Genomic DNA, 24,618 nt, shown 5'->3' on the forward strand with positions numbered 1-24,618 from the left:
ACTATGTCAAGCCCATGGCACGCAACATAATTAGCGGTATGCTTTCGAGCTTAGAGCTCGAGGACTACTTTCGAGACCTTGGCGGGCCCCGAAGGTAGAGTGTCGGTGTAAAGGTGCGCTATTTGGGTATGAGCAGGAAGCCATGAGATACGTTTACCGCCCCCAAACCCCTGCCGTCCGGGCCTACCTGAAACTCACTGTGATCGAGGACGTATTGGTCGTCTCGGTCAAGAGGTTATGACATGAAATGTCATATTTGTGGCGGCGCCGACCTGGTGGTAGACACCAGGGACTTACCGCATACCTACAAAGGCGAAACTACGGTTATCGCTGGTGTGCATGGCTCTTTCTGCCCTGCATGCGGGGAGGCGATTCTTGACGCGGCCGAGTCGCAACGCGTAAGCGTGGCCATGGTGGTGTTCAACAAGAGCGTAGCCAAAAGCGGGACGTGTTAAGGCTTGAAAGTATGGAAAACCATACCAAAGTGGGGGTGTAACAGCACCCCCACCCGCTTCGCTCCCGTACAAGCCAGAGAATCGATATGCAGCAAGAAAGTCAAAACGTCACTGCGCTACGAACAGCAGTGAAAATCCTGAAAAAATGGCAAGCCTCAGAAGAACAGATTGAGGCCGTCTTGAAGGTGTCTGAAAGCATCTATAAGGGCGAAAATCAGGACGACGAATCAGCTACGGACCTGGACAAAAATCAGTTACAGCGCATCAGCATGGTGCTGAACATCCACGCAGCTCTACGCACAGTGTTTGAAAATCCCAAAAACCTGTATGCCTTCCCAAGCATGAAAAACGACAACACCTTTTTTAATGGGAAAACGCCGCTGGAAGTAATGTCTCAGGGTGGCCTTGCAGATCTGCAAGGCACGCTAAACAGCATCGAATCACTAAAAAATGCAGCCTGGTAAGCGACTGACGCGCTGCGCTTGTCGGCCATATCTGTGCACCTGACTAACTCGTCACGTTGTTCCTCATCTAGCCAGGCACACAGCTGCGGCTGAGACCAAAAATCATTTTATAAAACAAAAAAACCAGAGTTCAAAAGAACACTGGGTGTGATTTTTCGCATTGCGAAATTTCAGCCTGATCGATGAAAAATGCGCCTCGCATAATGGACGTTATGGCTAAATTCAGCGCCGGGGCTTCGCGATTATCCCGGCGCTAAATTCGTCGATTCCGACGGCATAGCTACCATAACGTCACAGAAATTATACGTAACACGATGTTACTTAATCAGGAGCAGTACGCGTCAGATTTTGAGTCAGCGTCTCCAGGCTTTTCCTCCTCTCACTGATCATCACCACTCAGTTGCCAGTACGCCGCAACCTCATCGTTTTCACCCACCACATGGCAACGCCCTCAGGTTTGATCTTTACTCGTCCCAACGCCACCCGTGCTCAAGGAAGATCTGCATGAAGCTCTATGCCGCCGTATTGCTCACTGCTGCGTTGCTCGGCGGCTGCGACGTCAGTAAGCGCTGCGTCTCGATCTGGGTTCTTTACAGGCGCGAAAACCCGAAAGCATTGGCTTTATTGTTGATCTGCCAGATGCATCTGCGGGACTCCAAGCAGTGATCAAATTCGCCTCGACGATACTGCAGGCCGGTACGGGATTCCGTACTAAAGTGGGGGTGTAACAGCACCCCCCCCCCCACTCCAATCACCAAGAATGCGAATCCAGTTTGTAGGTTTGATTGACCGCGCCTGTGAAAGACGCTTTGGGGAAATCAGAGGCTCAAGGTGAGATAACATCTCTAGCATTCGTCTCGCGAAGAAAAACCCCAGAGTTCTGGTGATCTCTGGAGTTTTCCGTCTGGGTTGAGATCAGCCGGCTTAGCCGGTTACCGGCGCGGATGTTGATTTTCCTGACTGTCAATCAGGTGGCGGCTATTGCTTTGCGGGCAGGTCGAGGTTTTCTGAAAAGTTCAGGTCCTCATCTGATTGGTACATCTCCTCTATTTCTTTGGCGTACTTCTGTGAGACCGTTATAACCTCATCCATGGTGCTCCAATCGACGGGATTAGTTTCCCGTTCTCGCTGCTCGCGCAGTAATTCGTCTCGCTTTTTCAATTGCTGTGATGTCAGATTTATCAGTTTTTCTTTAGGAAGATCTAAGAGTTGTTGTTCCGTGTAATCGGGCATGGGAGTTCTCCTTGTGTAGAAAATACAGCATTCCAACAATCCCCATACTTCGGTAATCAACTCTATTTTTGTACTGTTAGAAATAACAGGGTTTTAGACTTTTTTACGTTAATCGTCATTCAGAAAAATCATAAAAAATCCTCTGATATGGACGTTCTGGATAAATCTTCACCGGAACTTCATCATTTTCCCGACTACGCTTTCCCTCCAACCTGATAATCCATTGAATCCGCATCCCTCAATCCTCATCCCGCGTCAGCTTTTCAATCAACGCTCGATGCTGTGGAAACGCTGTCGTGAGCTTATGGCGATTTCCCATCTCCATGTCGGCAAAATCAAATCCTGGCGAAACCGCTTCACTGATCAATCCAAATCCGTTTGTCCCGTCCAGCAATCGTGATGATTTCCAGATGCCACCCGGTACGTGCAATTGCAAACACTGTTCTGCGAGAACATCGTTGCCCATGATGACTGTCTGCAATGAACCGTCCGCATGGATCAGGCTGTATTCGAGTGCGTCGCCCAAGTGGAAATAATGCAGGATGTCAGACTGATTGAAATGAAACTGGCCCACCGCTGATTGCTCGGTCAGCAGATAGTAGATCGACGTCATCAGGTAACGCGGTCCTGCAGCGGTTTCGAGCCAGTCGCGATGGTCCGCCTGATAGGTTCTGCGAAAGTAGCCGCCTTCGAGATGCGGTTCGAGATCCAGCGCATTGATTACGTCTTGTGCGCTTGCTTTACGTTGAATCATCGCCCGCTCCCTTGATTTTATGGTGGTTTTTTATAGCTCAACTAAATGTCTATTTAGTTGAGTTATATAAGCAGCGTTTTAATAACCACCCACCGCCGCCATTTCCCCACCCACAATCGCAACCCCCGAACTGCTGCCCAAACGCGTAGCCCCGGCCTCAATCATCTTCAGCGCCGTCGCATAATCACGTACGCCACCGGAGGCCTTGACCCCAACCTTGGCACCCACGGTTTTACGCATCAGTGCCACGTCCTCAACTGTGGCACCACTGCGGCTGAACCCCGTGGACGTCTTGACGAATGCCACGCCCAAATTCCGGCAGATTTCGCAGGCCTGGACCTTTTGTTCGTCGCTGAGCAGGCAGGTTTCCAGGATCACCTTCAATGGCACGGCGCCGCAGGCTTTATGCACCAAGGCTATGTCTTCGCGCACGGCTTCAAGCAGGCCTTCCTTCAGCCAGCCGATATTGAGCACCATGTCGATCTCCCCTGCCCCGGCGGCTATCGCCCGTTCGGCTTCAAAGGCCTTGGTGTCGCTCAGGCCGGCGCCCAACGGGAAGCCCACCACCGCACAGATCACCACGCGATCGTCGGTCAGGCAGGACGCGGCGTAAGGCACCTGCCCCGAGTTCAGGCATACGGAATAAAAGCCGTGCGCCTGTGCTTCTTCGCACAAGGTGCGAATCTGTTCACGGGTGGCATCGGGGGCCAGCAAGGTGTGATCGATGTACTTGGCCAATGCTGCGGGTTGAAGCGTATTCATATAACGTGCCCTTGCCTGTATGTTGCCAATGGTGGTGTGCCGCGTGTTGCGGCGCTCACATTAAACGTTACAATATTCACAATTAATGTTACTTAGTTAACACAAACAATCAAGCCCTGGAATGCCCGTGGACAGTAAAAAAGCCGAGCGACTCAAGCTTATCCAGCAAGCCCTGCAGGACCAGAGCGCCATTCACCTGCGGGAAATGGCGGCGCTGCTGGATGTTTCCGAGATGACCCTGCGCCGCGACCTCAGCCACTTCAGCGAGCATTTGCGCCTGCTCGGTGGCTACATCACACGGGTCGGCAGTGAGGCCGGTGATTACCGGGTCGCCGACCAAGGCACGCGTCACGTCGAAGAAAAACGCCGCATCGGCAAACTCGCTGCGCGGTTGATACAGCCCGGCGACACGGTATTTTTTGACTGCGGTACCACCTCGCCGTTTGTGATTGATTTCATCCCCGACGAGTTGGAGTTCACCGCGGTGTGCAGCTCGTTGAACGTGTTGCTCAAGCTGCAGAACAAGCCCAACTGCCATATCGTGCTGTGCGGCGGCACCTTTCACCGCAAGAACCAAGTGTTTGAAAGCAGCGCCGAAAGCAGCATTCTCGACAGCGTGCGCCTCACGTGGGCCTTTGTGACGGCGGCGGGCGTCAGCCAGGAATTTGGCGTGACCTGCTTCAACTTCAATGAAGTCGAGGTCAAGCAAAAGGTCCTGCGCCAAGCCCAGCAGCGCGTGCTGCTGGCGGACTTCAGCAAGTTCGACACGGTGCGCACTGCGCACTTTGCCAGCCTTGCAGACTTTCAATACGTGGTCAGCGACAAGAAAATCCCCCAAGCGTACAAAGAAGCCATCCAGGCCAGCGGCGCGCAATTGCTGGTTTAACCCAGCAACGTTTGGCGCTCCCGCGCATTCAAGTAGCCGGTGGTCACGCTGAACGAAGCGCTGGCCCCGGCCGCCAGCACACGCACGTGACCTTTGGCTTTTTCGGCGTTATAACCTTCGGGTTCACAGGTTGACGGCAGTACGAACGCCGCCACTTGCTGGTCCGGTGAGTGCAGGATCCAGCGTGCGGCGTGCTCGAACTCCTTGGGGCGATAACGGGTGTAAAACGCCGCACCATTCGGGTGGTCCAGCAGAAAATGTGCATGGCCGCTGGCGTCTGTGCCCACGTCGTCGAAGAAAAACACGATTTCAGGGTCGTACAACGCCGGTGTGTCGAGACACGCCAACTGCGCCGGATGCTCGGCCAGTTGCGCCATATAGGCGCTCCAGTCAGGCGTGGGCTTGACGTGGTCCGGCACGCTGGTGCGCAGGCGCAGGCGCTGCATGCCCAGCGGCTCGACAAACCGCGCGCCGGCCACATAGGCGTAGTTCATATGGGCCATGTACATCAGTTCCATGGGCTTGCCGGCCAGGTTGGTGACGTCCATATCGATATCGAACAGGGCTGAATCGGCGCGCAGTGTCACGCTCGGGGTTGCCCTGTATCGATCGCCAAAGCCCTTGGCATATTGGTAAGTGCCACCCAGGCTCACAACGCCCTCGCCTATTTCCAGCCAAGCTGTGTCCATGGGCGCGCAGGGCATTTCGCCGTGCAAGGCATGGGTGTCATCCGGCGCCGGGCAACCGTTGCGCAGCAGGCCACTGTGAAACATAAAGCAGCCATAAGTATCAATGACGGTCGGGCTGGGCCTTGGCTGCTCGAACAGGTTGGTCATGGTCAGGTCGCAGCCGTCGAACACCGCCGACCAGATCATCTGCCCTTGATAAGGCAACACCACCAGGCGTCCACGGCTGTTCTCCAGGCCCACGGCCAGCACGCCGGACGGGTAAACCCAGGCGCTGACCTTGAAGTCTTCGGACTGTAGCAAGACCTTTTCCTGCTCGCTGAACAGCACCGGATACAGCGGGATACGCGTGTTCATGAGGCCACCGCCGCCGCACCCGACGGCACGCTGTCCGACTGGCGCATGCACTTGAGCGCATACATCACGATCACGATAAAGCACAGCAACGGCACGCTGTAGGCCAACTGCATGTTGCCACCGCTGGCGTCAGACAACAGGCCCTGGAAGATCGGAATCACCCCGCCACCGACAATGCTCATCACCAGCAGTGAACCGCCGACACCGGTGTCCTCACCCAGGCCATCGATGGTCAGGCCGTAGATGGTTGGCCAGCACGGTCCGAGAAAAATGCTCACGCCAACCGCCGCATACACCGCCGAAATATTCGGCACCAGGATGGTGTAGGCCAGCAGCACAATGCACAGCACGCCGTAAATCGCCAATACCCGGGCCGGGTGCAGGCGGCGCATCAGCAGGTTGGCGATCATCTTGCCGACAAAGTAGGCGGCAAAGGTCGTCAAAAGGAACCATGAAGCGCTGCGCTCATTCATGCCGCCCATCTGCATGGCCAGGCGAATGGTGAAACTCCACACACCAACCTGCGCGCCCACGTACAGAAACTGCGCGAGTACACCAAAGGTAAAGCGCGGGTTGCGCCACAGTCGGCCCAGGCTTTGGCGCAGGCTGCCGGATTTATTGTCGACGGGCTTATTGCCCTTGCAGGCCGGGAACCGGGTGATGGCGATCAGGATAAACATCAGCACCAGTACGGCGATCATCCATTTGTAGGGCAACAGCGTGGACTGGATCATCTGCAACTGCTGCACCGCCGCCTCGGAGGCGCTCATCTGCGTCAGTTGCTCGGTGGTGGCATCGGTGTCCTTGAACATCACAAAGCTGCCCACGTACACCCCGGCCATGGCGCCGAACGGGTGAAAGGTTTGCGAGATATTCAAGCGCCGCGTCCCGGTTTCCCTTGGTCCCATCAGGGTTGAATAGGTATTGCACGCGGTTTCCAGGAACGACAGACCGGCGGCAATCACAAACAGGGCCAGCAGGAACATGCCGTACTTGGCGGTGGACGCCGCAGGAAAAAACAACAGGCAGCCCAGCATGTACAGCAACAGGCCGATCAGAATGGTGCTTTTGTAGCTTAAGCGGCGCACCACCATCGCGGCCGGAATCGCCACGAAAAAGTACCCCAGGTAAAACGCCGACTGCACAAAGGCGGTTTGGAAATCGCTGAGCAGGAAGGCTTTCTTGAAGTGCGCGATCAGCACGTCGTTCATGCTCGCCGCTGCAGCCCACAATGCAAAAATGCTGCACAGCAGGATAAACGCGAACCAGGGCGTGCGGTTCAGATAGAAGCCATCGGGTGTCTGTTGCAGCGCAGGTTTGTTCATTATTGTTCTCCGGGCTGGGTTGAGAGTCTTACCGCTGTTGCTGGAAACGGGCGAACGCTTCGGCGTCGGGATAGGAGGTCTGTGTACCCAGCGCTGTGACCGAACAGGCGGAATACGCCACCGCTTGCTCCATGGCCTGGCGAATAGCGCCGTCGCGGCTCCAGTGCTGGATGAAACAACCGATAAACGCATCACCGGCGCCGGTAGTGTCGCGGGCCACCACCCGCTGGCCGGGCACCTGGAACTCGCCCTCCGCGCCCACGTACAGCGCGCCGTGCTCGCCGAGGGTGACGATCACGTGGCGAATGCCGCTGGCCACCAACGTACGCGCGGCGCTGCGGGCCGAGTCCGGCGAGTCCACGACGCGACCGGTGATCAACGCCAGTTCCGATTCGTTGGGAATCAGGAAATCCAACTGCGCCAGGTGCTCGGCACTCAAGTCGGCCAGGGCCGGCGCCGGGTTGAGCAGCACCGTAATGCCATGACGGCGGGCAAATTCGATGGCGTAGTAGACCGTGTCCAGGTTGATCTCCAGTTGCAGCACGATCAGCGTGCATTCACGCAGGTCGGCAGCGGCCGTCTCGATGTCCGCTGGCAACAAATGCGCATTGGCACCTTTGACGATCAAAATGCTGTTATGGGAATCGGCGCGCACAAAAATCGGCGCCACGCCGCTGGAGACGCCCGGCACACGCTGCACGTAACGGGTGTCGATACCAAAACGCTGGAAGTTGGCCAGGGTGTTGTCGGCGAACATGTCGTCACCGACTTTACTCAGCATCAGCACCTGCGCCCCAAGCTTGGCTGCCGCCACCGCCTGGTTGGCGCCTTTGCCGCCACACCCCAGGGCAAAGCCCGGCGCTTCCAGGGTTTCGCCCTGGTCCGGCATGCGGTCGATGTAGGTAATCAAATCCACCATGTTGCTGCCGATGACTGCGATCTTGCCCATTGCTATCTCACCTTGTTGCGGCACGACCAGGCAGGTCGTAGCGCTCTTGTTTTGTTATTTAAATAACATTAAGTGTGATTATTCAATCTTTATTTTATGAAGATCAGTCAAGCCGCAGGAAAATGTAGCGTCTGTGTAAGCATCATCTTGTGTGCCCAGGTACAGCTCACTAAGCTGGCCGATCTTTTGCTGTGACCCGGAACCCCCATGTCTCGAAGTATTGCCCACCTCGCCTTGTTGCTCGGGTTGATCACCGCCATCGGCCCTTTCGCCATCGACAGCTATCTGCCTGCGCTACCCACCCTGGGTGCCAGCCTGCAGGCGTCGCCGGCGGCCGTGCAGATGAGCCTGACGGTGTTCTTCATGATCATTGGCGTGTGCCAGTTGTTTTACGGGCCGATCAGCGATGTGTACGGTCGCAAGCCGCCGATTTACGCGGGTCTGGCGATTTTTGCGGTGGCCAGCGTCGGCTGTGCGCTGGCGCCGACGATTGAAGTGCTGATTGGTTTTCGTGCCCTGCAAGCCTTTGGCGCCTGCGCCGGCATGGTGATCCCGCGGGCGGTGGTGCGTGACCTGTACACCGGCCACGAAGCCGCACGGTTGATGGCCCTGCTGATGCTGGTGATGAGTGTTTCGCCGATCCTCGCGCCCTTGGCCGGCAGCGTGGTGATTTCACTCTGGAGCTGGCGTGAAGTGTTCGTGGTGCTCGCAGTGGTTTCGCTGTTGTGCCTGGTGATGACCTTTGTGCAACTGCCCGAAACCCATCCTGCCGAACGCCGCCTGGGCAAGACCCTGGGCAGTGCGATCGGCAGCTACGGCGCCTTGCTGCGCGACCCGGTATTCACCGGCCTGTCGGTGGTGTGCGGGTTTGGCTTGGCGACGTTCTTTGTGTTTATCGGCAGCGCGCCGTTCGTGTACATCGAGTATTTCGGCCTGACGCCTACGCAATTCAGCCTGTGTTTTGCAGTAAACGCCGCGTCCTTCTTCGCCATGAGCCAACTGACCGCACGCCTGAGCGCGCGTTTTGGCCTGGCGCCGCTGATTCGCGGGTCGGTGATCGGCGTGGCGGTGGTTATGAGCGCGCTGGCCGTCACCACCTTGTGGAGTGACAACCTCGCCTTGATGATGGCACTGCTGTTTATCGGTTTCGGTTTTCTCGGCCTGTTATTGCCAGCCGCGGGGGTGTTGTCCATGGAGGATCACGGCGCAGTGGCAGGTTCTGCCTCGGCGCTGCTCGGTGCTATCCAGATGATCACGGCGGCCGTGTCCATGACGCTGGTTGGCGTGTTTGCCGACCATACACCTGCGCCCATGCTGGTCGGCATCGCGCTGTGTGCGGTGGCGGCGATGCTGGTGACCTTATGGACCCTGCGTCGTTTGCCGGCTCACCTGGCGCGTGATTGACGCCATTCGTCGGGGGCGTGGCCCATCCATTACAACTATCGCGGGCGGCAAAACACCTAACTCCATAGCACCTTTGACGTTCTATGGAGTTAGACATGACCGACTACCCTCGCCCACCCTTCGCGCCTCAAGCCCAGTCCGTACCGGGCACCCAGAAGAAAATGGACCCGTACCCCGACTGCGGCGAGAAGAGCTACAAAGGCTCCGGCCGGTTGGCCAACAAGATCGCCCTGATCACCGGCGCCGACAGCGGTATCGGCCGCGCGGTGGCGATCGCCTTTGCCCGTGAGGGCGCCGACGTAGCCATCGCGTACCTGGATGAGCATGAAGACGCCCAGGAAACCGCACGCTGGGTCGAAGAAGCGGGCCGTCAATGCCTGTTGTTGCCGGGCGATATCGCGCAAAAAACCAACTGCCAGGCGCTGGTGGACAAGACCGTCGAGCAGTTTGGCCGCATCGATGTGCTGGTCAACAACGCCGCGTTCCAGATGACCCACGAAACCCTCGAAGAGATCGAGGATGAAGAATGGGTCAAGACCTTCGATATCAACATCACCGCGATGTTTAGGATCTGCAAGGCGGCCCTGCCGCATATGAAAGCCGGCAGCTCGATCATCAACACCAGTTCGGTTAATTCCGATATGCCCAAGCCAACCCTGTTGGCCTACGCCGCCACCAAAGGCGCGATTGCCAACTTCACCGGTGGCCTGGCGCAGTTGCTGGGTGACAAGGGTATTCGCGTCAACAGTGTGGCACCAGGGCCGATCTGGACGCCGCTGATTGTAGCGACCATGCCCGACAAGGATGTGCAGAGCTTTGGCAGCGAAACACCGCTCGGGCGGCCAGGCCAGCCTGTGGAGGTGGCACCGATCTATGTGCTGCTGGCCTCGGACGAAGCCAGCTACATCTCCGGCTCGCGGTACGCGGTCACTGGCGGCAAACCGATTCTCTAACTCATTGCGACTGTGTGGCAACGGCATTCTTGTGGCGAGCAGGCTTGCCCTGCGTTGGGATGCGAAGCAGCCCCAAACTCAGAGACTGAGTTCTTTCAGGAGAAATTCAGTACCTTTACTGGGACTGCTTCGCAGTCCAACGCAGGGCAAGCCTGCTCGCCACAGAGGGGCTCCAAAATCTTTGCTGTGTTAAGAACTACAAATCAAACCTGTCCACCGCCCGGCGCCGCTCATTGTCATCGCGCACGTCATAACTGGCGGTGGTCTGGATATTGGTGTGATGCGCCAGTTTCTGCGCAATCGACAGGTCGTGTTCTTCAATCACCCGCGTGATGAACGAGCGTCGGAAGTCATGGGGCATGATCTTCACGCCCACCTGCTCACCGCGTTGACGGGCGATGTAGTAAATCGCGTGCTTGGTGATGCGTTCACGGGTGATATGGCTGCCACGGCGAATACGATTGAACAGGAAGCTATCGTCCTGCTCGCCTTCCTTGAGCTGCTCGCGACGAAACGCCAGCCAGGCCTGCAACTTGTCAAACGCCCAGGCTGGGGCGTACTTGATCAGTTCTTTGTTGCCTTTGCCAATCACACGCAAGCTGCGTTCATCGAAGTTGATCTGCGCCAGGTCCAGGTTGACCGACTCCGACTTGCGCATGCCTGAACCATACAAAATGCCGATCACGGCGGCATCCCGCAGGCCTTGAGGGCGTGGGTCGGCGGCACAGACTTCCATCATTTCGCGGATCAGGGTGCGGCGCAGGTTACGGCCCTGGCTGAGGCGTGTGCCTGGCGTGGCCTTGACCGAGCGCATCTTCAACAGGTGGTCCTGGCTGATCAGGCTCATTCGCCAGGCCTCGTTCATCACCCCGCGTACCGCATTCACATACAGCGAAGAAGTGTTCGGCGCGCAGCCGTCCTCGCGCAATGCGCCGACCAGCGCAATCACCTGTTCGGGTTGCAGCAGGTGCCAGTCGATCTCTTCCAGGTTGATATCTTCATAGCCCAGGCGGTCGGCGGCATCTTGCAGCACGTAGCGCATGGTCAGTTGGCTGGAGGGCGCCAAGCGGGTGAGGTAAAGGGTCAGTGGGTTGCGGATAGACTCAGTCAAGGTAGATCAGCCTTTGGATTAAATACCTCATTCAAGCCTTTGTTTAATCAAGGTATTTAGTGAATTGGCGAAGGTCGAGTCTAACTCAGGACCGGGCTTGGCACCAAATCACGGCACAACATCACGGCGCCGATTCGTCGTCCTCGGTCGGGTTTTCAGCCTGAGGTTGCGCCTGGGATTGGCTCCAGTCGGCATCCTGTTTGTGCATCAGTGCAAACCAGTGCTGACGCATGAACGCCAGGTAGCTTTCCGGCGCTTTCGCAAAGTCGCTTTCATCGCCATAACAGCCCGGCAGCGGCAACTCGGTGCCCTGCTCCTTGTACTGGCTGACCAGTGCCTGCTGTGCGGCAACGCTGCAGTCAGTAGGCAGCGGCATACCTCGCAGGGCACCGGCATCCTCGTCCCACCAGCTTGCACCGACGCGATCGACACCGCGCAGGCGGTACTTCTGGGACTTGCCGACATGCATGATCAGCTTGAACTCACGCGGGCTGACATCGCTGGTGCAGGTGCGCGAGTAACCCACCGTGGCCTGGGTAATGCCATCGCCGGCAAGGTCAGTGACCTTGGTTGCCGCCCTGTCAAAACGCAGCCCTGCATCGAATTCGCAATGCTGCACATCGTCATAGAGCATCCAGACACGCTTGGGGCGGTCGCCGCCGAGCAAATACTGGGCCGCGTAGACAAATGCCGACTGGGTACCGTCGTCATCACGCTCGCTGACTTGCTCGGCGAGTACCAGCAAGTTCTTGCCTTGGTGGTCGTCCCAGGTATAGGCCGCGACCTGTTTGCCGCGCACTTCCACGCCGTCCGGCACCTGCTCGATGCTGGTAAGCGCCACGCCATCGTCGGCTCGAACGGTGGTGACACAGGCCACCACCATCAACAAGCCCATCAATGCAGGCCGCAACTGGCCGTGCAAAATCCGCACACTATTCATCCGAGTACCCTGGCAAGAGATGGCTTACTTTACCGGCACTTGAGGGCCATTGCAGAGAAGTTTGTTGAATTACCTTACGCGCCTGCGCAGTGGTGCAGAATCCGTCGCGGTTTTGCCTGCAGAACCAATCCCCAGGCGCTTCAGCGGTTTAGCTGAACCCTACCTGTCTACCTGTCAAATAAACGAGTTTTTCATCCGCCTTTCATATTCGTTCAACAATTTTCCGCTTAATCTTGACCGCAGGACTTGAGAACGAACCGCGTCTTCCCCGACTAACCTGTTGATTACGCTTTACCTTTCATAGTTTTCGTCTTTACTCTGCTAGCCCATGGAAGAAACCGTTGCCCGTCCTCAGGAAAGTCGAACGAATGCCGCACACCCACGCTACATTTAATCGGCCGGCGTTGTTGCCGACTGATTACTGCTGTTTTCACGCTCCAATTGTTCTAGCCCCGAGGTCATGAATCTTTGAAACCCTACCCTATTCATTGCGTGTCGATCGTTATCCCGGTCTACAACGAACAAGAGAGCCTGCCTGAATTGCTGCGTCGCACGACTGCAGCTTGCAAGCAATTGGCTTACGAATACGAAATCATCCTGGTGGATGACGGTAGCCGCGACAACTCGGCCCAATTGCTGGAAGACGCTGCCGCAGAAGACGGCAGCAACGTGGTGGCGGTGATTCTCAACCGCAACTATGGCCAGCATGCCGCGATCATGGCCGGCTTCGAGCAGTGCCGTGGCGAGGTGGTCATCACTCTTGACGCCGACCTGCAGAACCCGCCCGAAGAAATCCCGCGGCTGGTCGAGCAAGCCGCCCTGGGCTACGACGTCGTCGCCACTGTGCGTAACAACCGTCAGGATTCGGCCTTCCGCCGCTGGCCTTCGCGCCTGATCAACCTGGCCGTGCAACGCTCCACCGGCGTGGCCATGACCGATTACGGCTGCATGTTGCGTGCTTACCGACGCACCATCGTCGACGCCATGCTCGCCTGCCGTGAGCGCAGCACCTTTATTCCGATTCTGGCCAACGGCTTTGCCCGGCACACCACCGAGATCCTGGTGCACCACGCCGAGCGTGAGCATGGCGAGTCCAAATACAGCGCCATGCGCCTGATCAGCCTGATGTTCGACCTGCTGACCTGCATGACCACCACCCCGCTGCGTCTGCTGAGCATCGTCGGCTTCAGCCTGGCGGCACTGGGCATGCTGTTTGCCTTTGCGCTGGTGTTCCTGCGCTTGGTCTTCGGCGCCGAATGGGCCGGTTCAGGCATGTTCGTGCTGTTCGCGGTGCTGTTTGTGTTCACCGGCGGCCAATTCATCGGCATGGGCCTCTTGGGTGAATACCTGGGCCGCATGTACAGTGACGTGCGTGCCCGTCCACGGTTCTTTATTGAAAAGGTGCTGCGTAACCAACCCGCAGAGCCGGCTCCGGTCGTCGTGGTCGACGGCCTTACAACTTCCCACTCTCCTACTTCTCCTTCCGATCAGGTTTCGTCATGAATTCAAAAGCTGTTGTCTTCGCTTACCACGATATTGGCTGTGCAGGTATTGAAGCCCTGCTGACCGCCGGCTACGACATTGCTGCCGTGTTCACCCATGCCGACGACCCCAAGGAAAACAATTTCTACGGCTCCGTCGCCCAACTCTGCGCACGCAACGGCATCCCGGTACATGCTCCGGAAGACGCCAACCACCCGCTGTGGATCGAGCGTATTGCCAAGCTGAACCCGGATTTCATCTTCTCGTTCTACTACCGCAACCTGCTGAGCGAAGCCCTGCTGGCCACTGCCAAAAAAGGCGCGTTCAACCTGCACGGTTCCTTGCTGCCTAAATACCGTGGCCGCGCTCCGGCCAACTGGGTGCTGGTCAACGGCGAAACCGAAACCGGCGTGACCCTGCACCGCATGGTCAAGCGTGCCGATGCCGGCGCGATCCTGGCCCAGCAAAAAGTCATTATCGACCGCACCGACACCGGCCTGACCCTGCACGCCAAACTGCGTGATGCGGCCACCAACTTGCTGCGTGATGCCCTGCCACACCTGGCCCAAGGCAAATTGGCCGAAACGGCCCAGAACGAAAGCCAGGCCACCTACTTCGGTCGCCGCACTGCCGCTGACGGCAAGCTGGACTGGAAAAAACCGGCTGAAGAGCTGTTCAACCTGGTTCGTGCCGTGACCCAACCGTACCCAGGCGCATTCTGCGCTGTCGGCGAGCACAAACTCATCGTTTGGCAAGCTGAAGTGGTCAAGGGCAACGAAGGCCTGGCGCCAGGCCGTGTGATCAGCGTCAACCCGCTGCGCATCGCCTGCGGTGAAGATTCCCTGGTGGTCAAGTTCGGCCAGCGCAACGAAAACGGCCTGTACCTGGCCGGCCCTTCCCTGGCTGACGAACTGGGCCTGGTCGACGGTTCCGTGCTGCGCGGCGCCGAGTCCGGCCGCAAGCCACGTCGCACTCGTGTACTGATCCTGGGTGTGAACGGCTTTATCGGTAACCACCTGTCCGAGCGCCTGCTGCGTGACGACCGTTATGAAATCTACGGCCTGGACATCGGCTCCGACGCCATTGAGCGCCTGCGCAGCCACCCGAACTTCCACTACGTGGAAGGCGACATCAGCATCCACTCCGAGTGGATCGAGTACCACATCAAGAAGTGCGACGTGGTCCTGCCGCTGGTGGCCATCGCTACGCCAATCGAATACACCCGTAACCCGCTGCGCGTATTCGAACTCGACTTCGAAGAGAACCTGAAACTGGTTCGCTACTGCGTCAAGTACAACAAGCGCGTGATCTTCCCGTCGACCTCCGAAGTCTATGGCATGTGCCAGGACCAGTACTTCGACGAAGACACCTCCAATCTGGTGGTTGGCCCGGTCAACAAGCAGCGCTGGATCTACTCGGTCTCCAAGCAACTGCTGGACCGCGTGATCTGGGCTTACGGCGACAAGGGCCTGAACTTCACCCTGTTCCGTCCGTTCAACTGGATGGGCCCGCGCCTTGACCGTCTGGACTCGGCACGTATCGGCAGCTCCCGTGCCATCACCCAGTTGATCCTGAACCTGGTGGAAGGTACCCCGATCCGCCTGTTCGACGGTGGTGAGCAGAAGCGTTGCTTCACCGACATCGCCGACGGCATCGAAGCCCTGGCACGCATCATTGATAACGACAACGATATCTGCAACGGTCAGATCATCAACATCGGCAACCCGGAAAACGAAGCCAGCATCCGTCAGCTGGGCGAAGAACTGCTGCGTCAGTTCGAAGCTCACCCGCTGCGCAGCAACTTCCCTCCGTTCGCCGGTTTCCGCGACGTAGAAAGCAAGGCGTTCTACGGTACCGGTTACCAGGACGTGGCGCACCGCAAGCCAAGCATCGAAAACGCCAAGCGCCTATTGAACTGGGAGCCAACCGTTGAGATGAGCGAGACCATTGGCAACACGTTGGACTTCTTCCTCAAAGAAGCCATGCTCGAAATCGCGGACAAGAAGTAATGCAGGCAGGCTTGCGAATCGACGTCGACACCTACCGTGGCACCCGTGAAGGTGTGCCGCGGTTGCTCGAATCCCTGGATGAAGCCGGGGTAAAAGCGACGTTCTTCTTCAGCGTCGGGCCGGACAACATGGGGCGCCACTTGTGGCGCCTTATCCGCCCGCAATTTCTGTGGAAGATGCTGCGTTCCAATGCTGCCGGCCTGTATGGCTGGGACATCTTACTGGCCGGCACCGCCTGGCCAGGCAAGCCGATCGGCCGTGACCTGGGGCACTTGATGCGCCAGGCCAAGGCCGCCGGCCATGAAGTCGGCCTGCACGCATGGGACCATCACGGTTGGCAAGCCAACACCGGGCGCTGGAGCGACGCACAGCTGGTCGAGCAGATCCGTCGTGGCGTGGACACCCTGAGCGACATCCTGGGTGAACGCATCGACTGTTCCGCAGCCGCCGGCTGGCGTGCCGATGAGCGCGTGGTGCAAGCCAAGCAAGGTTTCAACTTTCGCTACAACAGTGATTGCCGGGGCACCAGCCTGTTTCGACCAACCCTGGCCGATGGCAGTGCGGGCACCCCACAAATTCCGGTAGACCTGCCGACCTTCGACGAAGTCGTCGGGCCGGTGGTGGCTGCCAAAGATTTCAACGGCTTCATTCTTGACCGGTTCGCCGAGTCGAAGCTGAACGTCTATACGATCCACGCAGAAGTAGAAGGGATTCTGATGGCTGAAGATTTTCGCCAACTGCTCGCCCAGGCCGGGCAGCGCGGCATTGACTTCAAACCCTTGGGCGACCTGTTGCCCGCGGATGTGACCACCCTGCCCCAGCAACAGCTGGTACGCGGCGCGCTCAGCGGCCGCGAGGGTTGGCTCGGAGTACAGCAGGCATGATCCGGCGCTGGGCATTGCCCCTGCTCCTGTTGGCGTTTGCTGTGTTCTACCTGTTGCCACTGGCCAGCCATGGCCTGTGGATCCCGGATGAAACCCGTTACGCGCAGATCAGCCAGGAAATGCTGCTGACCGGCAAATGGGCCTCGCCGCACTTCATGGGTATCCGTTACTTCGAAAAACCCGCTGCCGGCTACTGGATGATCGCGCTGGGCCAGGCGATTTTCGGGCAGAACCTGTTCGGCGTGCGCTTTGCGTCGGCCTTGAGCACCGGGCTGAGTATCCTGCTGGTCTATCTGGTCTCGCGCCGGCTGTGGAACAACCCGCAAAAAAGCCTGGTCAGCAGCGTGCTGTACATGAGCTTTGTCAGCGTGGCGCTGCTTGGTGGTTACGCCAACCTGGACCCGCAGTTCACCTTCTGGGTCAACCTCACCGGCGTTGCGCTGTGGTTCTGCTTCGACAGCACCACGCGCAACGGCCGCTTGGGGTCTTGGGCCTTGCTCGGCTTTGCCTGCGGCATGGGCTTCATGACCAAAGGGTTTCTTGCCTGGCTGCTGCCAGTGTTGATCGCCCTGCCCTACGCTATTTGGCAGAAACGCTTTCGTGAATTGCTTGGCTATGGTGTGGTCGCTGTGGCCGTCGCAATTATCGTCAGCCTGCCGTGGGCACTCGCCGTGCACCTGCAAGAGCCGGACTACTGGAACTTCTTCTTCTGGCATGAGCACATCCAACGCTTTGCCGGCGATGACGCCCAGCATGCCGAGCCGTTCTGGTTCTACCTGCCGCTGATGGTTGCGTTCTCGTTGCCATGGATCGCCCTGCTGCCGTCCACGGTCAAACAGGCCTGGCTGGAAAAGCGCCTGCCCAAGACCGCGTTCCTGCTGCTGTGGCTGTTGATGCCTCTGGCGTTCTTCAGTTTGGCCAAAGGCAAGCTGCCGTCCTATGTCATGCCGTGCCTGCTGCCCTTGGCCCTGCTGATGGGGTCGACGCTCAGCGACAAGTTGGCCAAGGGCCATGGCCGCGCCTTGCGCATCAACGGCTGGTTGAACCTGGCTATCGGAATCGTGGCGTTGCTGGCCATCAGTTGGTTCCAATTGAAAAAACCGGTGTATGAGCCGGGTCAGGAGACTTTCAGCCTGGTGCTGGTGTTTACGTTCCTGTTCGGCTGGATCGTGGTCAACCTGCTGCAAGCTGCACGCCCATTGAAGCTATGGGCTGCGCCGGCCATCGGCAGTTGGTTGCTGGTGGCCCTGGTGCCGGCTGCGCTTCCGCATTCGGTGGTTTATAACAAGACCCCGGACCAGTTCATCATCGACCATTTGCCCGAACTGCAACCCACCGCGGCACTGCTCAGCAATGACCTTGGCGCTGCCTCGGCGCTGTCGTGGCGCCTGGGCCGCCCAGACGTTGCGCTGTACAACACGGTCGGTGAAGTGAAGTACGGCATTGCCTATCCAGACACTGCGTATCGCAAGATCGGCACCGCCGACGTCCAGCAATGGATGAGCGAGGCGCGTAAAAAAGGCTCGGTTGGCGTCGTCATGCGGGTCAAGGGCGACGATGAAGTGGCCGAAGTGAACCTGCTGCCCCAAGACGGCAAGCGCTATGAGCAAGGCAATATCGTCATCCTGATCTTCCCACAGGCTGCGCAATGATCACCTTGCTTCTCCTGTTGAGCGCCTGTCTGCTCACCTGCATGGGCCAGGTTTCGCAAAAGTTTGCGGTAGAAAGCTGGCGTGACCAGCCCGACGGTTGGGCGCCGAAACTGCGCTCGCCGTGGCTGTGGTCGGCGCTGGTGTGCCTGGGCCTTGGCCTGCTGGTATGGCTGCTGGTGTTGCAGCGCCTGGAAGTGGGCATCGCCTACCCCATGCTCAGCCTCAATTTTGTGCTGGTGACACTGATGGCGCGGTTTGTCTTCCATGAGCAGATCGATGGCCGTCATTGGCTGGGTGTCGCGCTGGTGATTGGCGGCGTTGTGCTGCTAGGGCGTCACGTATGAGCCGCACACAAGGGTTTGCCCTGGCCTTGGGCAGTGTTGGCCTGGTCAGTGCTGCTCAATTGGGCATGCGCTGGAGCATGACGCGCCTGCCGTTGCCCACTGAGTGGCTCAATGCGTTTAACAGTCAATCGATTGATCTTGGCGCCCTGGGCGTGGTGATCCTGGCGATCATCGCCTATGCGCTGTCGATGCTGTGCTGGCTCGGCGCGCTCAAGCACTTGCCCCTGGGCCGCGCCTATTCGCTGCTAAGCATCAGCTACGCGCTGGTGTACCTGCTGGCGGCCAGCCTGCCGGTGTTCAACGAACATTTTTCGCTTTCAAAAACCCTGGGGGTGGCCTTGGTCATTCTCGGTGTTCTGGTTATTAACTCTCGTCGTGCTAGCGTTGCAAGCCCCAGGAATGCCCCATGAAAATCAGTGTATTTGGTAGCGGTTACGTCGGTCTGGTACAGGCCACCGTATTGGCCGAAGTCGGTCACGATGTGATCTGCATGGACGTGGACAAGAGCAAAGTCGAGTCGCTGCAAAAAGGCCACGTGACCATCTTCGAGCCAGGCCTGGCGGCCATGGTCAAGGAAAACCTGGAAAGCGGGCGCCTGCACTTTACCTATGATGAAAAACTCGCCGTAGAACACGGTGAGGTGCTGTTTATCGCCGTGGGCACGCCGTCGGACGAAGACGGCTCGGCCGACCTCAAGTACGTGCTTTCGGTGGGCGATGCCGTATCCCGCCATCGCGTGGAACCGGTGATCCTGGTGGAAAAATCCACCGTGCCGGTCGGTACGGGCGACACCCTGCGTGCCCATATCGAAAAAAACCTGCACATTGCCGGTCGCCACCTGGAGTTCGATATCGTCTCCAACCCCGAATTCCTAAAGGAAGGCTCGGCCGTTGCCGACTGCCGCCGCCCGGACCGCATCATCATCGGCTGTGAACGCGAAGAAGTGCGCGAAGTGATGCGTGATTTGTACGCGCCGTTCAACCGCAACCATGACCGCATCATCTTCATGGACCTGCGCAGCGCCGAACTGACCAAGTACGCCGCCAACTGCATGCTGGCCACCAAGATCAGCTTCATCAACCAGATCGCCGAGTTGGCCGAACACTTGGGCGCCGACATCGAAGCCGTGCGTTTGGGCATTGGCGCCGACTCACGCATCGGCTACCACTTCATCTACCCGGGCTGCGGCTACGGCGGTTCGTGCTTCCCCAAAGACATGCGCGCCCTGATCCACAGCGCCAAGGAAGCCAACTGCTCCAGCGACCTGCTCGAAGCGGTCGAAGCGATCAACCAGCGCCAGAAGAGCAAGCTGTTCGAGCGTATCAATGCGTATTTCAAAGGCGAACTGCAAGGCAAGACCTTCGCCTTGTGGGGCCTGGCCTTCAAGCCCAACACCGATGACATGCGCGATGCCCCAAGCCGCGTGCTGATGGAAGCCCTGTGGGCGGCCGGCGCCAATGTCCGTGCGTTCGACCCCGAAGCCATGCAGGAAACCCAGCGCATCTACGGTGACGAGTCGCGTCTGACCCTGCTGGGCACGCCGGAATCAGCCTTGAGCGGCGCCGATGCGTTGATCGTGTGCACCGAGTGGCAGCAATTCAAGGCGCCGGATTTCGAACTGATCCACGCCCGCCTGAAAAACCCGGTGATCTTCGACGGTCGCAACCTGTACGACGGCGAGCGCCTGGCGCGCAAGGGCTTCAAATATTTCCCGATGGGCCGTGGCGACTCCTGCGAGCTGCCGATTCCACAGCAAAACTGGGTAGCGCCAGCCAAGGAAGACTAAAGACGTGAACAAAGCTCAATCGCCGCTGCTTACAGCAACGATCCGCAATCAGTCGCTGGGGCTCGGGCTCCTGGCGCTGGTGCTGTTTATTGTCGGCAACTGGCACCAGGCAATCATCGGCTTTGACTCGCGTTTCGTGGTGTTTGCCCAGGAAATGCTGCGCCATGGACCGAGTTTTTTCCCCACCACCTATGGCCAGCCTTACGCGGACTACCTGGCGACCTCGACCCTGCTGACCTGGCTGTTGTCCCTGCCGTTTGGCGAGGTCAGCAGCCTCACCGCGTGGTTGCCTACCTCCATCGCCTCGGCGGTGATCGTGGTGCTGGTGTATCGCCTTACGGCGCCCTACTCCACGCGCTGGGGTTTGCTCAGCATCGCGATGCTGCTGCTCAGCAGCACCTTCATCAGCGAAACCCGCGCGGTGTCGCTGGACCAGATGCTCGCGGCCATCGCCTTGACCGTGTTCTATCTGGGCTATGCCCATGACCACTTCGGGGCAGCCAAACGCTTGCATTGGCTGTTTTTGCTGCTGATCCTGGGCTTTGCGGTGCGTGGGCCAATCGGCCTGGTGATCCCCACTGGCGTGCTGTGCAGCTATTACCTGATCAACCGCCAATGGCGCCAACTGTTCACCTTCGGCTTTATCGCGCTGGCAGTGCTGTCGGCGTGTGTCGGCCTGTTGTTGCTGCTGGCCAAGCTCAGTGGTGGCGAGGACTTCATGCAGGACGTGATCCGCATGCAGTTCCTGGGGCGTATGGACGGCACCGAAGGTTCCAGCGGCGTGCTGTATTACTTCACCAGTTCCATGGGCAACTACGCGCTGGCTTATCCGCTGGCGTTGCTGGTGCTCCTGGCAATCGCCATCGGCGGTCGTCGGTCACCCGACCCGGCACTGAAACTGGTGCTGTATTGCGCGGCGGCAGGTTTGCTGGTGATGCTCGGCCTGTCGGTCCCTCAGGCCAAGAAGGCACGTTACATCCTGCCGATGCTGCCCATGGCGGCGATCATTGCAGCCTACCCGTTCCAGGTCAGCCAAGGGCGGCTGTTCGCCTGGCTGCGCGGCTTGATGCTGGGCATCTGGACACTGCTGCCGGCGCTGCTGATAGTCGGGCTGGTGGTGGCGCGCAAGCGTTACCCGGCACAGCTGGACAACCTGGGCGTGGTCTTCGGCGTGCTTGGCGTGCTTCAGGTCGTGTCGCTGCTGTCACTGCTCAAGGCGCGTCTACGCCCGCTGGGGTCGGCACTCGCGGCGGTGCTGGCGCTGTGGTCGACCTACATTGTGGTGGTCGAGCCATTGGAGCGTACGCTTTACGACACCCGCACATTCAGCCTTGGCGTCAAAGAACAGATCATGCAGCAACCGGCCCCCGTGGTGCTGCATGGTTTGGGCAAAGATGCAAAAGCCATCAAGTTCATGGTCAACTTCAACTGCGATAAGGTGCCGCTGTTTACCCAGTCGGCTGCAGACCTGGCGCCACTGCAAGGTCCGGCATGGCTGGTAATGAGCACGAAAGACTTCGAAAATCTGCAGGATCCGCGCTTGCGTTCGATCACCCCGACACTCACCGGGGAGTTCGACAAAGACCCGTATGTGTTGCTCCATCTAGAGAAAGTCAGCGCGCCGTAATTACGCTGACAGTGGTCTGACGGAAACAGCGCCCACTCCTTCAAGAGTGGGCGTTTTTCGTTATGACTGCCCGGAAAGCCCCTACATGGCTATGCGTAAACGCTGGCGCACTTTGCCTTTCGATGCCCGGAACCCAAATGTAGACTCCTTTGTCATGTGCGTTAACTATCTACTACCGGGCGCCGTCAGCCTTCCACGCACACAGACCTGCTTGATCAAAAGGGCAATGCCGTGCCAGAAGACCTGTTGCTTATCCCTGCGCCGAGGCTGGATCGATTGATGGCATTGCGCGATGCCTTGGTGGCATTGAAGGGGCCTTTGGCCGACGACCCTGCCTTGCGGGAGAACCTGCAAAGGCAGCTGTTCAACGAAGAGGCTGATAGCCGCGTGCTCGGACGCATCAGCACGCCGCTGCCGCAACCGACGCATCGCATCACCTATGACGAGGGACACTAACTGCATTATTTTTGCATTTAACCCTCATTAATATGCATTGGCGCCATAGCATCAAGCTCGGCACACTGCACAGGTTCCTCCCCCAAATGTTGGAACGTTCAAAGGGCTTATCCGGGCAACCAGGCGAGCCTTTTTTTTCGTCTGCTGCTTTATGGATCGTGTCGATGCTCGCTCGCTGGTTACCCGCTGCAATCAGTACCCGCCCCGCCGAATGGAGCCGCGCCGCCATTGGCATGGCCTTGGGCACGCTATTGAGTGTCTGGGTGTGTGCCCAGGTATTCGGTATGGAAGTCGCCTTGCACCTGCTCGGCCCGCTGGGGGCATCGGCGGTTTTGCTGTTTGCCGTGTCCTCCGGTGCGTTGGCACAGCCCTGGTCGATTATCGGCAGCTACTTGTGCGCTGCCATTGTGGCTCTGCTGGTGGCGCGGGTGCTTGGCCGCACGCTGGGCAGCGCATGCCTGGCTGCGGGCATGACCGTCGTGTTGATTTGCTGGCTGCGCTGCCTGCACCCGCCCGCCGGTGGCTTGGCCATGACGCTGGTGCTCGCCGATCCGGCCTCTATCGCCCTCGGTTGGCAGGAAGTGGGGCCGGTGATGCTCGGGGCTGGCGCGCTGCTGGCCGGTGCGCTGGCCTATAACAACGTGACACGCACGCGTTACCCCAAAGGCGCGATCGAATCGCCCGCCGTGGTCCTGGGCAGCACAGCGCCGGTGACAGATGCCGCCATCACGGCAGCCGATCTGAAACTGGCCCTGGCCGAGATGGAGCGGTTCTTTGATGTGGAGCCGACGGAGTTGGAGCAACTGATACACGCGGCTGAAGGGCATGCCCGGCGCCGCAGCATCGGTGAAGTGCTGGGTGGCCGCAGCGCTGCATAAATGCAAAAACGACCTGCATGATTCCGGGTTGTACTGGGCAAATTTGCACTGGTACGATCGCGAGATAGTTCGTGCGCGAACATCTTGATAAAGAACAATAAAAGCAGGGAGTTAGTGATGACTGCTCAGGTTTCATCCGAAGCAAGCCACACCAGGATTCTTCAGGGCGAGGTGCTGGCCGAAGTCCGTAACCATATTGGCCACCTCACCCTCAACCGCCCCGCTGGCTTGAATGCCATCACTCTGGAGATGGTCCGCAGCCTGACCACACAACTGCTGGCTTGGGAGAGCGATCCGCAGGTGTATGCCGTGGTCCTGCGCGGTGCCGGTGAAAAAGCGTTCTGCGCCGGTGGCGACATTCGCTCTCTCTACGACAGCTTCAAGCAGGGCGACAGCCTGCACCAGGACTTCTTCGTCGAGGAATACGCCCTCGACCTGGCGATTCACCATTACCACAAGCCCGTGCTGGCCCTGATGGACGGCTTTGTCCTCGGCGGTGGCATGGGCCTGGTGCAAGGCGCCGACTTGCGTGTGGTGACCGAGCGCAGCCGCCTGGCGATGCCGGAAGTGGCCATTGGTTATTTCCCGGACGTAGGTGGCAGCTATTTCCTCTCGCGCATCCCTGGCGAGCTGGGGGTTTACCTGGGTGTCACCGGCGTGCAGATTCGCGCCGCCGATGCGCTGTACTGCGGGCTGGCGGACTGGTGTATCGACAGCGCGAAACTCGCCGAACTCGACCAGAAGCTCGACCACCTGCAATGGCAGGATTCGCCGCTCAAGGACCTGCAGGGCGTATTGGCAAAGCTCGCGGTACAACAATTGCCCGACGCCCCGCTGGCCGCGCTGCGCCCGGCGATCGACCACTTCTTTGCGTTGCCGGATGTGCCGAGCATGGTCGAGCAACTGCAGCAAGTCACTGTCGCCGACAGCCACGAATGGGCGCTCAGCACCGCCAGCCTGATGCAGACCCGCTCGCCGCTGGCAATGGCCGTGACCCTGCAGATGCTGCGCCGTGGCCGGCGCTTGTCGCTGGAGCAGTGCTTCGCGCTGGAATTGCACCTGGATCGCCAGTGGTTCGAACGCGGCGACCTGATCGAAGGCGTTCGCGCGTTGATTATCGACAAGGATAAAACCCCGCATTGGAACCCCGCGACGATCCATGAGTTGGACGCCAGCCATGTCGAGAGCTTCTTCAGTGACTTCAAGCAGAGTGGGAAATAA

Annotated in this window: 25 protein-coding genes; 17 read left to right on the top strand and 8 right to left on the bottom strand. The window is 58.7% G+C overall.

Going from position 1 to position 24,618, the window contains the following annotated elements; genetic code table 11:
* Nucleotides 1–242 precede the first annotated feature (242 nt).
* The 3 genes from HBO23_RS15205 (at nucleotide 243) to HBO23_RS15215 (ending at nucleotide 1,585) form a co-directional block, all read left to right on the top strand.
* On the top strand, nucleotides 243–455 hold the full coding sequence (locus HBO23_RS15205) for a type II toxin-antitoxin system MqsA family antitoxin (protein WP_170037369.1): 213 nt from the start codon (nucleotides 243–245) through the stop codon (nucleotides 453–455).
* An 86-nt stretch (nucleotides 456–541) separates the two neighbouring features.
* Nucleotides 542–919 (top strand): hypothetical protein, encoded by a 378-nt coding sequence (locus HBO23_RS15210; RefSeq protein WP_170037372.1) that lies wholly within the window; start codon nucleotides 542–544, stop codon nucleotides 917–919.
* A 504-nt stretch (nucleotides 920–1,423) separates the two neighbouring features.
* Nucleotides 1,424–1,585 carry a hypothetical protein gene (locus HBO23_RS15215; protein ID WP_170037375.1) on the top strand — a complete coding sequence of 54 codons (162 nt, stop codon included), beginning with the start codon at nucleotides 1,424–1,426 and terminating at the stop codon, nucleotides 1,583–1,585.
* 312 nt (nucleotides 1,586–1,897) lie between these two features.
* Here HBO23_RS15215 and HBO23_RS15220 read toward each other — a convergent pair whose 3' ends face one another.
* From HBO23_RS15220 to deoC, 3 genes are all read right to left on the bottom strand, one after another.
* Nucleotides 1,898–2,152 (bottom strand): hypothetical protein, encoded by a 255-nt coding sequence (locus HBO23_RS15220; protein ID WP_170037378.1) that lies wholly within the window; start codon nucleotides 2,150–2,152, stop codon nucleotides 1,898–1,900.
* Nucleotides 2,153–2,390: 238 nt separating this feature from the next.
* Nucleotides 2,391–2,906, bottom strand: a complete 516-nt coding sequence (locus tag HBO23_RS15225) for a cupin domain-containing protein (protein WP_170037381.1) — start codon at nucleotides 2,904–2,906, stop codon at nucleotides 2,391–2,393.
* A 78-nt stretch (nucleotides 2,907–2,984) separates the two neighbouring features.
* Entirely contained in the window at nucleotides 2,985–3,668 is a 684-nt protein-coding gene (gene deoC, locus HBO23_RS15230; RefSeq protein ID WP_170037384.1) for a deoxyribose-phosphate aldolase, read from the bottom strand.
* 127 nt (nucleotides 3,669–3,795) lie between these two features.
* On the opposite strand from deoC, the gene deoR reads away from it, so the two are divergent.
* A complete protein-coding gene (deoR, locus tag HBO23_RS15235; protein WP_017135707.1) occupies nucleotides 3,796–4,554 on the top strand; it encodes a DNA-binding transcriptional repressor DeoR in 759 nt (252 codons plus the stop codon).
* On the opposite strand, the gene HBO23_RS15240 is transcribed toward deoR, so the two are convergent.
* Genes HBO23_RS15240 through rbsK form a run of 3 tightly spaced genes read right to left on the bottom strand, consistent with a single transcriptional unit; the run spans nucleotide 4,551 to nucleotide 7,871 of the window.
* A complete protein-coding gene (locus HBO23_RS15240) occupies nucleotides 4,551–5,597 on the bottom strand; it encodes an aldose 1-epimerase family protein (RefSeq protein WP_138451775.1) in 1,047 nt (348 codons plus the stop codon). The genes deoR and HBO23_RS15240 overlap by 4 nt on opposite strands.
* Complete coding sequence (gene fucP / locus HBO23_RS15245; protein WP_017135709.1) at nucleotides 5,594–6,922, bottom strand: L-fucose:H+ symporter permease; 1,329 nt, start codon at nucleotides 6,920–6,922, stop codon at nucleotides 5,594–5,596. The genes HBO23_RS15240 and fucP overlap by 4 nt, the downstream gene beginning before the upstream one ends.
* Nucleotides 6,923–6,950: 28 nt before the next feature.
* Entirely contained in the window at nucleotides 6,951–7,871 is a 921-nt protein-coding gene (gene rbsK / locus HBO23_RS15250) for a ribokinase (RefSeq protein ID WP_170037387.1), read from the bottom strand.
* Between the two features lie 207 nt (nucleotides 7,872–8,078).
* On the opposite strand from rbsK, the gene HBO23_RS15255 reads away from it, so the two are divergent.
* Both HBO23_RS15255 and HBO23_RS15260 read left to right on the top strand, forming a co-directional pair.
* On the top strand, nucleotides 8,079–9,275 hold the full coding sequence (locus HBO23_RS15255) for a multidrug effflux MFS transporter (RefSeq protein WP_017135711.1): 1,197 nt from the start codon (nucleotides 8,079–8,081) through the stop codon (nucleotides 9,273–9,275).
* A gap of 95 nt (nucleotides 9,276–9,370) precedes the next feature.
* A complete protein-coding gene (locus HBO23_RS15260; protein ID WP_017135712.1) occupies nucleotides 9,371–10,228 on the top strand; it encodes an SDR family oxidoreductase in 858 nt (285 codons plus the stop codon).
* Between the two features lie 196 nt (nucleotides 10,229–10,424).
* Here HBO23_RS15260 and HBO23_RS15265 read toward each other — a convergent pair whose 3' ends face one another.
* Complete coding sequence (locus HBO23_RS15265) at nucleotides 10,425–11,339, bottom strand: tyrosine-type recombinase/integrase (protein ID WP_099549753.1); 915 nt, start codon at nucleotides 11,337–11,339, stop codon at nucleotides 10,425–10,427.
* 121 nt (nucleotides 11,340–11,460) lie between these two features.
* A complete protein-coding gene (locus HBO23_RS15270; protein WP_170037390.1) occupies nucleotides 11,461–12,279 on the bottom strand; it encodes a hypothetical protein in 819 nt (272 codons plus the stop codon).
* A gap of 468 nt (nucleotides 12,280–12,747) precedes the next feature.
* Between HBO23_RS15270 and arnC the strand changes: the two genes are divergently transcribed.
* The 11 genes from arnC to HBO23_RS15325 all read left to right on the top strand — a co-directional run bounded on the left by arnC (nucleotide 12,748) and on the right by HBO23_RS15325 (nucleotide 24,618).
* Nucleotides 12,748–13,782 carry an undecaprenyl-phosphate 4-deoxy-4-formamido-L-arabinose transferase gene (gene arnC, locus HBO23_RS15275; protein ID WP_099549751.1) on the top strand — a complete coding sequence of 345 codons (1,035 nt, stop codon included), beginning with the start codon at nucleotides 12,748–12,750 and terminating at the stop codon, nucleotides 13,780–13,782.
* Nucleotides 13,779–15,770, top strand: coding sequence for a bifunctional UDP-4-amino-4-deoxy-L-arabinose formyltransferase/UDP-glucuronic acid oxidase ArnA (gene arnA / locus HBO23_RS15280; protein ID WP_170037393.1), 1,992 nt, complete (start codon nucleotides 13,779–13,781; stop codon nucleotides 15,768–15,770). The genes arnC and arnA overlap by 4 nt, the downstream gene beginning before the upstream one ends.
* Nucleotides 15,770–16,654, top strand: coding sequence for a 4-deoxy-4-formamido-L-arabinose-phosphoundecaprenol deformylase (gene arnD / locus HBO23_RS15285; protein ID WP_099549750.1), 885 nt, complete (start codon nucleotides 15,770–15,772; stop codon nucleotides 16,652–16,654). The genes arnA and arnD overlap by 1 nt, the downstream gene beginning before the upstream one ends.
* Complete coding sequence (gene arnT / locus HBO23_RS15290; RefSeq protein ID WP_017135716.1) at nucleotides 16,651–18,306, top strand: lipid IV(A) 4-amino-4-deoxy-L-arabinosyltransferase; 1,656 nt, start codon at nucleotides 16,651–16,653, stop codon at nucleotides 18,304–18,306. Before arnD ends, arnT begins: the two co-directional genes overlap by 4 nt.
* Nucleotides 18,303–18,650, top strand: coding sequence for a 4-amino-4-deoxy-L-arabinose-phosphoundecaprenol flippase subunit ArnE (gene arnE / locus HBO23_RS15295; RefSeq protein WP_017135717.1), 348 nt, complete (start codon nucleotides 18,303–18,305; stop codon nucleotides 18,648–18,650). The genes arnT and arnE overlap by 4 nt, the downstream gene beginning before the upstream one ends.
* Nucleotides 18,647–19,060 carry a 4-amino-4-deoxy-L-arabinose-phosphoundecaprenol flippase subunit ArnF gene (arnF, locus tag HBO23_RS15300; protein ID WP_017135718.1) on the top strand — a complete coding sequence of 138 codons (414 nt, stop codon included), beginning with the start codon at nucleotides 18,647–18,649 and terminating at the stop codon, nucleotides 19,058–19,060. The genes arnE and arnF overlap by 4 nt, the downstream gene beginning before the upstream one ends.
* The gene (locus HBO23_RS15305; protein WP_017135719.1) at nucleotides 19,057–20,436 is read left to right on the top strand and encodes a UDP-glucose/GDP-mannose dehydrogenase family protein; all 1,380 of its coding nucleotides are present in this window, start codon (nucleotides 19,057–19,059) and stop codon (nucleotides 20,434–20,436) included. The genes arnF and HBO23_RS15305 overlap by 4 nt, the downstream gene beginning before the upstream one ends.
* Nucleotides 20,437–20,440: 4 nt before the next feature.
* Entirely contained in the window at nucleotides 20,441–22,063 is a 1,623-nt protein-coding gene (locus HBO23_RS15310) for a phospholipid carrier-dependent glycosyltransferase (protein WP_170037413.1), read from the top strand.
* Between the two features lie 267 nt (nucleotides 22,064–22,330).
* Nucleotides 22,331–22,519, top strand: a complete 189-nt coding sequence (locus HBO23_RS15315) for a type VI secretion system contractile sheath small subunit (protein ID WP_256349256.1) — start codon at nucleotides 22,331–22,333, stop codon at nucleotides 22,517–22,519.
* A gap of 164 nt (nucleotides 22,520–22,683) precedes the next feature.
* On the top strand, nucleotides 22,684–23,397 hold the full coding sequence (locus HBO23_RS15320; RefSeq protein ID WP_170037416.1) for an HPP family protein: 714 nt from the start codon (nucleotides 22,684–22,686) through the stop codon (nucleotides 23,395–23,397).
* 117 nt (nucleotides 23,398–23,514) lie between these two features.
* Entirely contained in the window at nucleotides 23,515–24,618 is a 1,104-nt protein-coding gene (locus HBO23_RS15325; RefSeq protein WP_170037419.1) for an enoyl-CoA hydratase/isomerase family protein, read from the top strand.

The organism is Pseudomonas sp. WS 5532, from assembly GCF_012985445.1.
GTDB classification, from domain to species: domain Bacteria; phylum Pseudomonadota; class Gammaproteobacteria; order Pseudomonadales; family Pseudomonadaceae; genus Aquipseudomonas; species Aquipseudomonas edaphica.